Source organism: Paenibacillus sp. CAA11 (assembly GCF_003060825.1).
Classification (GTDB): domain Bacteria; phylum Bacillota; class Bacilli; order Paenibacillales; family Paenibacillaceae; genus Fontibacillus.
Genome location: NZ_CP028922.1, coordinates 303,975 through 317,143 on the forward strand (window position 1 = coordinate 303,975; position 13,169 = coordinate 317,143).

At 49.3% G+C, this 13,169-nt stretch carries 12 protein-coding genes; 9 read left to right on the forward strand and 3 right to left on the reverse strand.

All coding sequences use genetic code 11. From position 1 onward, the window contains the following. Nucleotides 1-109 precede the first annotated feature (109 nt). The gene (locus DCC85_RS01480; protein ID WP_108463977.1) at nt 110-1,549 is read left to right on the forward strand and encodes a 6-phospho-beta-glucosidase; all 1,440 of its coding nucleotides are present in this window, start codon (nt 110-112) and stop codon (nt 1,547-1,549) included. A 116-nt stretch (nt 1,550-1,665) separates the two neighbouring features. Here DCC85_RS01480 and murB read toward each other — a convergent pair whose 3' ends face one another. Continuing rightward, the gene (gene murB, locus DCC85_RS01485; protein ID WP_108463978.1) at nt 1,666-2,601 is read right to left on the reverse strand and encodes a UDP-N-acetylmuramate dehydrogenase; all 936 of its coding nucleotides are present in this window, start codon (nt 2,599-2,601) and stop codon (nt 1,666-1,668) included. Nucleotides 2,602-3,000: 399 nt separating this feature from the next. Between murB and licT the strand changes: the two genes are divergently transcribed. The 5 genes from licT (at nt 3,001) to DCC85_RS01510 (ending at nt 9,637) form a co-directional block, all read left to right on the forward strand. Further along, a complete protein-coding gene (gene licT / locus DCC85_RS01490) occupies nt 3,001-3,831 on the forward strand; it encodes a BglG family transcription antiterminator LicT (protein ID WP_108467658.1) in 831 nt (276 codons plus the stop codon). A 330-nt stretch (nt 3,832-4,161) separates the two neighbouring features. Further along, nucleotides 4,162-6,057 carry a beta-glucoside-specific PTS transporter subunit IIABC gene (locus tag DCC85_RS01495; RefSeq protein WP_108463979.1) on the forward strand — a complete coding sequence of 632 codons (1,896 nt, stop codon included), beginning with the start codon at nt 4,162-4,164 and terminating at the stop codon, nt 6,055-6,057. Nucleotides 6,058-6,404: 347 nt separating this feature from the next. Then, nucleotides 6,405-7,559, forward strand: coding sequence for an iron-containing alcohol dehydrogenase (locus DCC85_RS01500; protein WP_108463980.1), 1,155 nt, complete (start codon nt 6,405-6,407; stop codon nt 7,557-7,559). Between the two features lie 215 nt (nt 7,560-7,774). Beyond that, entirely contained in the window at nt 7,775-8,596 is an 822-nt protein-coding gene (locus tag DCC85_RS01505) for an endonuclease/exonuclease/phosphatase family protein (RefSeq protein WP_108463981.1), read from the forward strand. A 195-nt stretch (nt 8,597-8,791) separates the two neighbouring features. Continuing rightward, the gene (locus tag DCC85_RS01510; RefSeq protein ID WP_108463982.1) at nt 8,792-9,637 is read left to right on the forward strand and encodes an MBL fold metallo-hydrolase; all 846 of its coding nucleotides are present in this window, start codon (nt 8,792-8,794) and stop codon (nt 9,635-9,637) included. A 93-nt stretch (nt 9,638-9,730) separates the two neighbouring features. Here the strand turns inward: DCC85_RS01510 and DCC85_RS01515 are convergent, their stop codons facing one another. Then, on the reverse strand, nt 9,731-10,258 hold the full coding sequence (locus tag DCC85_RS01515) for a spermidine/spermine N(1)-acetyltransferase (RefSeq protein WP_108463983.1): 528 nt from the start codon (nt 10,256-10,258) through the stop codon (nt 9,731-9,733). A gap of 25 nt (nt 10,259-10,283) precedes the next feature. Beyond that, on the reverse strand, nt 10,284-10,736 hold the full coding sequence (locus DCC85_RS01520; protein ID WP_108463984.1) for a MarR family winged helix-turn-helix transcriptional regulator: 453 nt from the start codon (nt 10,734-10,736) through the stop codon (nt 10,284-10,286). Nucleotides 10,737-10,952: 216 nt separating this feature from the next. Between DCC85_RS01520 and DCC85_RS01525 the strand changes: the two genes are divergently transcribed. The 3 genes from DCC85_RS01525 (at nt 10,953) to rnhA (ending at nt 13,083) form a co-directional block, all read left to right on the forward strand. Further along, nucleotides 10,953-11,633 (forward strand): DinB family protein, encoded by a 681-nt coding sequence (locus DCC85_RS01525; RefSeq protein WP_325048398.1) that lies wholly within the window; start codon nt 10,953-10,955, stop codon nt 11,631-11,633. A 501-nt stretch (nt 11,634-12,134) separates the two neighbouring features. After that, nucleotides 12,135-12,371 carry a DUF6953 family protein gene (locus DCC85_RS01535; protein ID WP_108463987.1) on the forward strand — a complete coding sequence of 79 codons (237 nt, stop codon included), beginning with the start codon at nt 12,135-12,137 and terminating at the stop codon, nt 12,369-12,371. Nucleotides 12,372-12,402: 31 nt separating this feature from the next. Then, on the forward strand, nt 12,403-13,083 hold the full coding sequence (rnhA, locus tag DCC85_RS01540; protein WP_108463988.1) for a ribonuclease H: 681 nt from the start codon (nt 12,403-12,405) through the stop codon (nt 13,081-13,083). Nucleotides 13,084-13,169: the final 86 nt, after the last annotated feature.

The window sequence follows — 13,169 nt, forward strand, 5'->3', positions numbered from 1 at the left end:
CGCTTCTGCTGCATTTTATGATGCAGCGGGGGTTGTTCAGGTTTTTTTATTGGCCGGAGATGGTAAGTTCCCACAAGAAGCTAACCACTCATTTGGAAGGAGAATGAATATGTCTAACTTTAGATTTCCTGAGAATTTTTTATGGGGAGGCGCCATTGCTGCGAACCAGGCTGAAGGCGCTTACCTGGAGGATGGCAAAGGCCTGTCCTCAGTAGATTTGCTGCCTACAGGGGAGAACCGCAGAAGCATTATGAAGGGGAATGTTCCTTCATTCACCCCGCTTGAAGGTGAGTTCTATCCTTCTCATGAAGCGATCGATTTCTATCACCATTACAAAGAGGATATGGCTCTGTTTGCAGAGATGGGCTTCAAGGCGCTGCGCGTGTCGATTTCCTGGGCGAGAATTTATCCGACGGGTGAAGAGGCGGCTCCGAATGAGGCTGGCTTGAAGTTCTATGATGATCTGTTCGACGAAATGCTGAAATACAACATTCAGCCTGTCGTAACACTGGCTCATTTCGACGTGCCTGTGGCCCTGGTTGAGAAATACGGCAGCTGGAGACACCGCAAAATGGTTGAGCTGTTCGAAACCTACTCCAAGACCGTGTTCGCTCGCTATAAGGACAAAGCGAAATACTGGATGACCTTCAATGAGATCAACATGCTGCTGCACCTGCCATTCCTGGGAGCTGGCCTTGCGTTCAAGGAAGGCGACAATATCAAGCAGATTCAGTATCAAGCAGCGCATCATCAGCTGCTGGCCAGCGCCTTGGCTGTTAAAGCCTGCCATGAGATCATTCCGGATGCCCAAATCGGCTGTATGCTCGCTGCCGGCAGCTTCTACCCGTTCACATGCAATCCTGAAGATGTGTATCAGGGCATGGAGAAGGACCGCGAGTCTTATTTCTTCATTGATGTTCAATCGCGCGGAGAATATCCAGGCTATGCGAAGCGCTTCTTCCGGGATCACGGGTTGAACATTGAGATGCAGCCGGAGGATGCAGAGATTCTCAGAGAGGGAACGGTCGACTACATCGGCTTCAGCTACTATTCCAGCCGGACGACCAGCACAGACCCTGAGGTGAACAAGAACATGACGACCGGCAATGTGTTCGGCTCGGTGGCGAACCCTTATCTGGCTAAATCCGAATGGGGCTGGACGATTGATCCGAAGGGCTTCCGCATTACGGCTAACCAGCTGCATGACCGCTATCAGAAGCCGCTGTTCGTCGTTGAGAACGGATTCGGTGCCAGCGACATCGTAACACCGGAAGGCGAAGTGAATGACGATTACCGGATTGACTATCTGAAACGGCATGTTGCGGAGCTGGGCGAAGCGATTCAGGACGGCTGCGAGATCATTGGCTACACCAGCTGGGGGCCGATTGATATTGTCAGCGCCTCTTCCGGTGAGATGAAAAAGCGTTACGGCTACATCTACGTAGACCGTGATAACGAAGGCAAAGGAACGCTGAAGCGGATTAAGAAGAAGAGCTTCAGCTGGTACAAGAATGTGATTGCATCAAACGGCGAGAATCTCGGCGAATAATACTCTTGATCCTAAAGATACAGAAGAAGCCCTGGTTATCCAGGGCTTCTTCTGGCTTTCAGCAGGGGAGGGAAAAGGCCCCGGCATACTTTAATTGATGCAAAATATAGCCTTGTTCACTTGTTCTCTTGCACCACAAGGTCCTCGCCGATCACGATAACCTCTGTCTCCAGGTTGACATTGAACTTGCGGCTGACGGTCTCCTGAATCAAGGCGATCAGGTTAAGATAATCCTGTGCTGTAGCATTGTCCACGTTGACGATGAAGCCGGAATGCTTGCGCGACACTTCGGCGCCGCCGATTCGGGTACCCTGAAGCCCGCAGTCCTGAATCAGCTTGCCGGCAAAATATCCTTCCGGACGCTTGAACACACTTCCGCAGGAAGGATACTCAAGCGGCTGCTTGGATTCCCTCGCATGGGTCAGCTCATCCATTTTGGCCTTGATCTCGGCCGGATGCCCGAGCTCCAGCTTCATAGTAACCTCAAGGATGATGTAGGGTCTGCCCATAAATACGCTTGTTCGATACCCGAGCAGCAGCTCCTCGCTCTGCAGGGTCACGATGTCCCCTTCCGGGGTAACCACGACGGCGGATTCCACCACATCAGACATTTGGCCGCCATAAGCTCCGGCGTTCATGTAGAGTGCACCCCCCACTGAGCCCGGGATGCCGCAGGCAAATTCCAGACCGGTCAGGCTCTCGGCCAGCGCCCGTCTGGAGACGTCTATGATGGCAGCTCCGCCCTGCGCGGTCAAGGAATGCCCATCTATCCGGATGCTATTGAGGTGCTGCAGGGACAGGGTGATGCCGCGGATACCGCCGTCCCTGACAATCATGTTGGAGCCGTATCCCATCATGGTCAGCGGAATGCTGTGCTCAGCGGCTCTCTTCACGACAGCGGCCACTTCATCTACCGTGGTTGGAGAGATGAGCACATCGGCATCCCCACCGAGTCGTGTATATGTGTAATTTCGAAGCGATTCGGAATATTTAATATGGTCTGCGTCAAAATCCTTAAACAGAGATTTGCATAACGATTGATAAGCGTTCATCTTATATACCACCTTGTCTTGAAAACATCGTATAGGTTATTATACGCTAGCTGGCCTAATTTTGCCGCAGATATCCGAGCGATACTAAGGATGAGTATAGGAAAAGCCGCTAATAATGCAGCTTTGCTATGAATGAAGCAAGCAGGTGCATGTGGGGCGGCGCAGCTTTTTATTCTGGGTGAAAGCGTTGACAAGGTTATTGGCACCAGCTAAACTAGGACGTAATCGAATAGATCCTATTTAGGGTTGTTACTGCAAGGCAGGCAAAACCTAAGCCGATGAAATTTAAGATCTTAAGGATCTTAGTTTATTTTGTCGTGCTGATGGTTTTTTCTTTTTTTCAGTAAAGTAGAATAGAGCAACAAGTCCAGATTGAGGGTATGAAGGATGGGGGACGGCATGAAAATAGCTAAGGTCATCAATAACAATGTTATCAGTGTTCATCAGGCAGACGGATCAGAGCTGGTCGTTATGGGCAGGGGGATTGCATTTAAGAAAAAGCCTGGCGATGCAGTGGACGAAGACCGGATTGAAAAGGTGTTCGCGCTCAAGAACAAGCAGACCTCTGATAATTTCAAAATGCTGCTGCGGGAGGTTCCCATTGAGCTGATCGTAATCGTTGAGGAGATCATTGATTACACCAAGAAGAATCTGGGCAAGAAATTGAATGAGAATATATATGTATCGCTAACGGATCATATCAACTTTGCTGTAGAGCGCCACCAGAAGGGACTGGAGATTAAGAATGCCCTGCTCTGGGAAATCAAGCAGCTGTACAAGGAAGAGTTCCAGATTGGGCTGAAGACGCTCGAGCAGATCAAGCGGAAGCTGGACATTGACCTGCCCGAGGACGAGGCGGCCTTTATAGCAATCCATATTGTCAATGCGGAGATGAATGAGGAAGTCCGCACAACGATGGACATCACCAAATTTATGCAGCAGATTATCAATATCGTCAAATATCATTTTGGCACGGAGTTCGAAGAGGAGTCGCTGAGCTATTTCCGGTTTATTACGCATCTCAAGTTTTTCGCCCAGCGAGTGTTCAAGGGTACGCACTATGAGGATAACTATGACCATCTGTACGATCTGATTAAGGAGAAGCACAAAGAGGCTGCGCTGTGCACCGAGAAAATCAAAATGTTCGTGGAGAAGGAATACAGCCACAAGCTGACGAACGAGGAAATGCTGTACTTGACCGTGCATATCGAGCGAGTGGTCAACCGCTAAAGGCTAAACATGTCGAATTATATAAGTTTTACATTGAACTTTCTATTTTCACGGCCTAATATGGCCCTATAACGTTCATTTCTTTAGTTCATTCTATATAGATAAAAAAATGAAATGTATGCGTTGACAAAGAAAAGAAAGCGTTATATTATAGAGACATCAAAACTGAATCACATCCATTGGGATTGTTACTGGTTATGCAGGCAAAACCTGAGTCGTGAAAAATAGCGAGACTTATGCTCGTCTACTATTTTTCAAGGCTTGGGTTTTTTTATTGCCTATATTACCCAATTAAATCCTGTTATTCAAGAAAATAGGGAGGTCTTGGGCATGAATTATGAGCAATTAGCCAAAGAAATAGTGCAAGGTGTAGGCGGAGAGAAAAATGTCGTCTCACTCGTCCACTGTGCAACACGCCTGCGTTTTAGTCTGAAGGATTTGTCCAAGGCGGACAAAGCGAAGCTTGAGAAGACCGATGGAATTATCACAGTCAAGGAAAGCGGCGGACAATTCCAGGTGGTCATCGGTAACAAGGTGCCTGAGGTCTACAATGCGATCGGGCAGGTGTCCAATATTCTAAGCGATTCCAAGACAGAAGAGAAGGCTCAGGGAGGCAAAAAAGGGATTGGCGCTGTAGTCGATGTTATTTCCAGCATCTTCGCCCCGCTGCTTGGCGTGATGGCGGGAGCCGGTATTCTCAAAGGCCTGCTGCTGATCTTCAGCAATTTCCACTGGCTGGAGAAGACGGATACAACGTATATCATCCTGTATGCTGCAGCCGACAGCCTGTTCTACTTCCTGCCATTATTGTTAGCGGTTACAACGGCGCGGAAGTTTGGCGGTAATATCTTTACGGCGCTAACCATTGCCGGAGCATTAGTCTATCCTACGATTATTCAGTTGAAAACAGACGGAACCGATACGCATTTCTTCGGTATTCCGGTCGTCATGATGAGCTATTCTTCTACGGTTATTCCGATTATCTTAGCCATTATCGTTATGAGTAAGCTCGAGAAGTTCTGTAACCGCGTTATTCATGAGAGTGTGAAGAACTTTATCACACCATTGATCTCACTTGTAGTGATGCTGCCGCTGACCCTGATCGTATTCGGACCGATCGGCGTGTATGTCGGCAATGCGATTGCCGATGGCCTGCTGGCTGCCTTCTCGTTCAGCCCGCTGCTCGCTGGTGCTATTCTGGGTGCATCCTGGCAGCTGCTCGTTATCTTCGGGGTTCACTGGGGCCTTGTGCCCGTGTTTATTAACAACATTGCTGTATATGGCAAAGACGGCATCAAGCCGGCCGCAACGGCATCTGTCTTCGCACAGACCGGCGCTGCATTCGGCGTTATGCTGAGAACGAAGAACAAGAAGCTCAGAACCCTTGCAGGTTCCGCAACACTGTCCGCCTTGTTCGGCATTACGGAACCAGCGGTATATGGGGTAACCCTTCCGCTGAAGCGTCCGTTCATTGCTGGGCTGGTTGGCGGAGCCGTTGGCGGTGCCATCATAGGTCAAGCCGGCACCCAGGCCTTCGCTTCCGGCGCACCTGGCCTGCTGACCCTGCCGATCTTCTACGGTCCAGGCGGACAAGGCTTCCCTGGCCTGATTATTGGGATCGTGGCTTCGTTCCTGATCTCTGCTGTACTGGCTTATGTGCTTGGCTTTAAAGATCCGGTTGAAGAAGACAACAAGACAGAAGTACCTGCAGAATCGGTTGCTCCTGTGAATGGCGATTCAGATAAAGTGAGCGAGAAAGCGCTTAGCCCGCTCAGCGGAACTGTTGTGGCTCTGTCAGAAGTACCTGATCCAGCCTTCTCCTCGGAGGCTATGGGTAAAGGCGTGGCGATTGAGCCCACATCCGGACGTGTAGTGGCTCCGTTCGACGGAACGATCACTGTCGCCTTCAAGAAGAAGCATGCGCTGGCTGTCGTGTCGGACAGCGGTGCTGAAGTTCTGGTTCATGTAGGCATTGATACCGTTAAGCTCAACGGGGAGCACTTCACCTCCCACATCAAGGAAGGTGATCGGGTAACAGCAGGACAGCTGCTGCTCGAATTCGACCTCGAGAAGATTCGTGAGGCTGGCTACCCTACCGTTACACCGGTCATCGTAACCAATACGTTTGACTATACAGATGTGCTTCCTCTCCAGCAGGGACAAGTCAAGGAGCAGCAAGAGCTGCTGCAGATTGTCGGCAATGACAAAGAAGCGGAAGCGTCGTAAGAAAGAGCAGTATTCCGCAAGCTCAGGAGTTGTGTACTAGGATAGTAAAATGACAGCAGGCTGCCAGGTAAAGGCAGCCTGCTGTCGTTATGAACATTATAAATGCAGCTGTTGATTGGCTCATTTCCGTCAGCAGGACTGAACCTGTCGTACGTGGTGAAGATTACTAGCAGACTTAATGCTCTCTTTCAAAAGTGATTGTTTTCACAAAACATCAGGAGATTATGTGGTATTCTCAAATAAAACAAACACATACAACATGATAACAGGTATTTAATGACCAGAACAAAGACAGTTTGTCTATTTGAGATAGAAGACCTGTCTTAAAAGTCCAAGGAGGAATAAGGATGAGTTCAACACATGTTGTCTATGTACCCAGCACGAACCTGATGGGAAGAGGCTGTCTTGCTGATATGGGGCCCTATGTTGCAGAGCTAGGCTGCAGGAAGGCGCTGCTAGTCACGGATAAGTTTCTGAACCAGAGTGGAATTGCGGACAAGGTGAAGCAGGTGCTGAGCGGTGCTGGTGTAGAGGCTGTGGTCTATGATGAAGTGAAGCCCAATCCTACGACGAAGAATGTCCAGGACGGGGTGGAATTGTTCCAGGAGTCGCAGTGTGAATTCATCGTCTCCGTTGGCGGAGGCTCGCCGCAGGATGCGGCCAAGGCGATCGGCCTGGTGGTGACGAACGGCGGGGATATTCGCAGCTATGAAGGCGTGGGGAAGACCCGTCACAAATCCGTTCCGATTATAGCGGTGAATACAACCGCAGGCACCTCCAGCGAATATACTATTAACTATGTGATTACCGACGAGGACCGCGGCGTAAAGATGGTGATGGTCGACAAGAACAGTCTAGTGACAATCTCGGTCAATGATCCTGAGCTGATGACAGGCAAACCGGCTTCTCTGACGGCAGCCACCGGTATGGATGCCCTGACACATGCCATTGAGGCAATTGTGACCCCGGGCGCTTTTCCCGTGACAAATGCCACAGCACTTGCCGCGGTAGAGATTATCTTTAATTATTTGCCCAGGGCTGTAGAGAAGGGAGAGGATATCGAGGCGCGTGAGCAGATGACCTATGTCATGTTTCTTGCTGGGCTTGCCTTCAACAATGCCGGGCTTGGCTTTGTGCATGCGATGGCTCATCAGCTGGGCGGAATGTATGATCTGCCGCACGGGGTCTGCAATGCCATGCTGCTCCCGATTGTAGAGCGGGAGAATGCGAAGCGCAGTCCGGCGAAGTTCCGGCTAATTGCTAAGGCCGCAGGGCTGGACCCGGCCGGCAAGTCTGATGCTGAGTGTGCGGACGAGGTCATTAAGGCCATTCAGGACTTGTCTGTGAAGGTGGGCATTCCTTCCAAGCTGAGCAAGCTGGGCATTCAGGAGGTAGACCTTGAGTTGCTGGCAGACAATGCGCTGAAGGATGCCTGTGCTCCCGGCAATCCTTATCAGCCGACGAAGGATGAAGTTATTGCGATGTTCAAAGAGATTCTGTAATTCATAATAGATTCATAATAAAGCGGCGGTCCAAGGTTAGTGCTTTGGGCCGCCGCCGTTTTGTCTCTAGCTAATCAGGTGGGCACTTGCTTAGAAGGGATTAGGCGAGAAGCCAAGATCAAGAGTTCATTTATAGGCAGGATTGGGGTAAACTAGTTAGATAAACTTGTACAAGCGGCGGGTTTACCAGAATTTTAAGAGCAGGTGATATCCTCATGAAATTATTAACACTGAACACGCACTCTTGGCATGAAACCGAGCAGCTGGAGAAGATCCGGCAGCTGGCCGATTTTATTCTGGATCAGCAGGTCGATGTGATCGCTCTGCAAGAGGTGAATCAATCGATGGAGGAGGCGGAGGCTGAGCCTTCGGTTTTATCTAAATTTTATGCTGCCGATCCGGGTGTGCGAATTAAGCAGGATAACTATGCACTGCTGCTTCAGCAGCAGCTGTCCGATGCGTATCATTGGACTTGGGTTCCGGTTCATATGGCAGCGGGAAAATATGATGAGGGCGTGGCGATCTTGAGCAAGACGCCGATTAAAGCAGCCTTCAGCCACTATGTATCGGACATGCAGCTATATGATAACTTCCGTACCCGCAAAATTCTCGGTATAAAGACTACCATCAAGGGGCAGGATACGTGGTTCGTGAGCGGCCATTACGGCTGGTGGCACGATCAGGCAGAGCCATTCCTGGGGCAGTGGGTGCGCACGGAAATTATGCTCAGCCGCTATAAGAAGGAGCCGCTCTTTATACTGGGCGATTTTAACAATGCTGCTGAAGTCAGAGGGGAAGGCTATGATTACATCCTCGGCAAGGGCTGGCATGATCTGTACAAGCAGGCAGCGGTTCGCGATGAAGGGGCGACGGTGGTCAAGGCGATCGCAGGCTGGGAGAACAATCAGGAGACGCTGCGCATCGACTATATTTTCTCCAACCATCCGGTGAAGGTGAAGTCTTCCACGGTAGTGATGAACGGCAAGAACGGAGCCGTCGTGTCGGACCACTTTGGGGTGATGGCCGAGTTGGGATAGGATAGTTGCCCAGCGAGAGGTAAAGTAAGGAGCTGTTGTTCACTTTGAAGACTAGTGAACAGCAGCTCCCTTTTTTGATTGTGCTAACAACCTCTAATGATAGGATAAGCCAGGTCTGCATAAGGTGTTGAATAAATTCGGGAGCAATTTCTCACGCTAAGAACCATCATAGGACAAGGTGGGGTAACTAAAGGTATGGATACAGAAATGGAATACGGCAGCGATTACAAGTATATCCCGACATCTTCCATGGGAAGCGGTCTTGGCACTGAAGTGCTTCCGGATTTATATTGCCATACGATCCAAATTGTTAACGTCTGCCTGGTTGGAAATTCAGGGGCGAAGGATTTTGTTCTCGTTGACGCAGGCATGCCTGGATCAGCGAATGAGATTATCTCTATGACTGAACAGCGTTTTGGGGCCGATTGCCGCCCTGGAGCCATTCTTCTAACTCATGGACATTTCGACCATGTAGGAGCCGTGATTGAGTTGGTCGAGCATTGGCAGGTTCCTGTGTACGCCCATGAGTTAGAGCTCCCTTTTTTAACAGGGAAAATGAGCTATCCGGAGCCAGATCCAACTGTAGAAGGAGGGCTTGTCGCCAAGATGTCTCCGATGTTTCCTAACGAACCTATAAACCTGGGGGATCATGTGCAGCCTTTCCCGGCTGACGGGAGCGTGCCCCAATTGTCAGGCTTTCGCTGGATTCATACGCCGGGACATTCACCAGGGCACGTCTCTTTCTTCAGAGAAGCTGATCGGGCGCTGATTGCAGGCGACGCTTTTGTTACCGTTAAGCAGGAGTCGCTCTATAAAGTTCTAACTCAAGAGCAGGAGATCAGCGGCCCTCCGCGTTACCTCACTACAGACTGGCAGGCGGCTTGGGACTCCGTAAGAAAGCTAGCTGATTTGCAGCCAGCGGTAGCGATTTGCGGACACGGTATGCCGATGGCTGGTGAAGTATTGTCAAATGAATTGGAGAAGCTGGTTAATGAGTTTGACCGAATCGCTATTCCTGACTACGGTAAATATGTTCATTGACATTAAGCAAACCGGAACAGACCGGCCAATGGCCGGTCTCATGCTTAGTGCAAAATATTTGAAAGAGGGCTTCGGTAGGCGCTGGAGAATCGCCTAATTCGTCCGAGTGAGTGTTTTGGTCATTATATAATCAACTTGCTCTTCATCCCCCATATAGAAAGAGTGAGCTCCCGTTTGAATAAAGCCCATTTTTTGATAAAAGGCTATAGCGTTCTTATTCTTCTCCCAGACTCCTAGCCAGACCTTCTTCTTATTCCGTTCTACCGCAATTTCTATAGCTTTATGAAATAAATATTTCCCAAGTCCCTGTTTATGATATTTCTTCCTTATATAGATCCTCTCGATTTCAAGAGAGTCATGGTCCATTTCCTCAGATTGAGCCTCATCGGTGTTTACTTTTAAGTACCCCGCAACTTCCCCATCCGCATAAACAAAATAAAACTCGGAAGAGAGGTTAGTCAATTCTTGTTTTAATTGCTCCACATGAAATGCTCTTTCCAAGTAGGCTTTCATATTTTCGGGGGTATTCTGATCTTTAAAAGTCTCATTGAATGTCTCAATACTAATTTCTTGAAGTAGGCTTAAGTTTTCTAATGTGCATTTTTTTAGGGTTGGGGTCATAGCTAGTTGTCCTCCTCTTAGCAAATCAGTAAATTCTCTTATTTCCTTTTTTTACGAACTCCCAATCTTTCTCTACATTTTTTCTGACCCTTTGCAGCAAGGCAAAGATGGTATCTATTTCACTTTCGGAGAATCCGGCTAATGCAACGCTGTTGGAATAATCGTTTTCCCTTCTAATAAAAGGGTAGACCGATCTTCCCTTCTCTGTAGGAAACAGTTTTTTTATTTTTTTGTTGGTGGGATCATCCACCTTCTCAATGAACCCATTGATTTTAAGCTTCTGGATGGCGCGAGCAGCTGTTGTTCGGTCTACCTTGATCATTTCGGCCAACTTTTCTTGAATGATTCCTGGATTTTCACATATGCGAACGAGGTACAGGTACTGCCCTTTGGTAAGGTCATATTGTTTAAATTCTATATTGCTGATGGAATCCAATGACCTGGCAATCATTCCAACCTCACGTAGAACTTCCTTCATGTTTGCACCCCCCCCCCCGCTAATCATTTATTTTTCATATAAGGTAAGAAAAGAGTACACTATTTTTGTTGTATTTACAACAAATTTCCCTTGTTAGTTTATGTATATCATTTCAAACAATAGCAAAAAACGACGGCAGGAATCGCTCCGTAGAGTGCGAAATTACCTTAGTGATCTAAGAAAATTCACATGTAAATGGGGAGCCTTCGCATGGATATGGAACAGAGAAAGGCCTGGAATGCCGGGCATAAGCTGCTGACTTCAATCATCCTCAAGCCAGAGGAGCATGCCAGGGCCCAGGAGCTGGCCTTAAGCCAGCATGCGGCCTTGTATTCCTCGCAGGTGCGTTCTACCGGAAAGTCTACTCTCGAGGATGTTCTGCTGCAGGATCTGAAGGAGGACACCTGGCGTAAGTACCCTGTGGTGACTCCGGATACGAAGAACTCTATCGTGTGGCATCTGTGGCATATTGCACGGATTGAAGATATTACACTCAACCTGCTCGTGGCGGGGACTCCGCAAACCTTGGATATCGGCGGCTGGAATGAGCGGATGAACATCCGTTTTCGCCATTCGGGCAATGAAATGACAGAGGAGGAAATTTCGGAGCTGACTGCGGGAATGGACCTGGAGGCACTCATGGCTTACCGGGTGGCTGTGGGCTTAAGAACAAGGCAGATTATTCAGAATTTGCAGCCCGGCGACTTTAAACGGAAGGTGGAGCCTTCCCGGCTCAGCAGGTTACAGAAAGAGGGGGCCTTAAAGCCGGAGGCGCAGTGGCTCCAAGATTATTGGGGCGGAAAGATCACTGCCGGACTGCTGCTTATGCCTGCTACAAGGCATAATTTTGTACACCTCAATAAATCCCTGAGGATTAAGAACAAGTTGCAAAAGTGAAGTAAGGTCTGCAGATCCTAGCAGAACCGCTATTCAAGGAACTGGCATAACAGGATCATTTTTGAAACACTACATAAGAACGAATACGGAAGGGAATTGCAGGATGATACGCAAACCATTAAGCAGGGGTCAGCGAATCTTTTATTACTGGCTATGGGCTGCTTAACATTGTCTTTCATCGGCCGGCATGATCAGCTGTCTGATTCTCTTGCAGGGCTGCTGCTATGGAGCATCAATTGGGCTGAATCTCTTGGTCCTCAGCGGGAGGAAGTTTCGTTTTCTGAGATAGGAATTCTGAAGTGACAGAGGTGTTCAATTGCAGCTTAAGTGCCTGGCAACCGGTTTGTGCCGGACCGGGCTTTTTTTGTAGGGAAGGGAGTGAGGTTGGAGCTGTACGTCTAGCTGGCCCTCTTCCTAACTTTAGTTCCTTGCCGCTTCATGGTATGATTTGTCCTGCAAATAGAGAAATGGAAACGACCGATAAGGAGGCTCCGCCCTAGAATGGAAGCATCCGCACAACAGGTGGCGCAGTGGATGGTGGAAGAGATCCGGAACAAAGGAACTCTGCACCAGGCTGATGCCATAGCGTATGTTAAGGCGCATTTTGGAGATGAATTTGTTTTTGTGAATGAGAACGGCAACTCATCACTGTCCAAGGACGTGAAGAAGGCCTTTCGCAAGCTGCATGGCGGCAGAATTGCCTGGGACCGTGACGGTTTCTTCTGGGCTTGGACTTGAATAACACTTGGTAAAGGGGGGAGAGTCATTCATGGCACAGCAGAAATATTACGTAGTCTGGGTCGGTGTCCAGCCGGGCATTTACACGGACTGGCCGTCGTGCCAGGCCCAGGTGCAGACGTTCAAGGATGCGAAATATAAATCCTATACTTCACGAGCTGAAGCAGAACGAGCGTACCAGGAAGGCTGGAAGAAGCACTGGGGTCAGAAGGCGGCCGGTTCGAAGACCAGAGAGAGTAGCTCAGGTGCGGGGAAGACGGTGAGAGGCGGGAGCTCAACAGCCGCGGCACCGGCTTCCACGGCGGAGATTGATTATGACAGCATCTCGGTGGATGTGGGAACCAGAGGGAATCCCGGCCCCATCGAATATCGGGGAGTCGATACCCAGACGGGGGAGACTTTGTTCGCTAGAGGCCCGATTCCGAACGGAACGAACAATTTGGGGGAGTTTCTTGCGATTGTCCATTCCTTGGCTTATTTGAAAAAGCTGGGGAGCAAGAAGACAGTCTACAGCGATTCTCGTACTGCCTTGAAATGGGTACGGGAGAAGAAGGTGGCTACCAGCCTGCCGCGCAACGCTTCGACACAGGAGGTCTGGGACCTTGTGGATCGCGCGTTAAGCTGGCTGAAGAACAACAGCTATGAGAATAAGGTGCTGAAGTGGGAGACCCAGGAATGGGGCGAGATCAAGGCGGACTACGGACGGAAATAAAATGAGGATACCTTAGAATGAAAGCATAAAGCAGGGGCTGTGCCATGGATCAAGAGATCTTGATCCTGGACAGCCCCTGCTTTTGC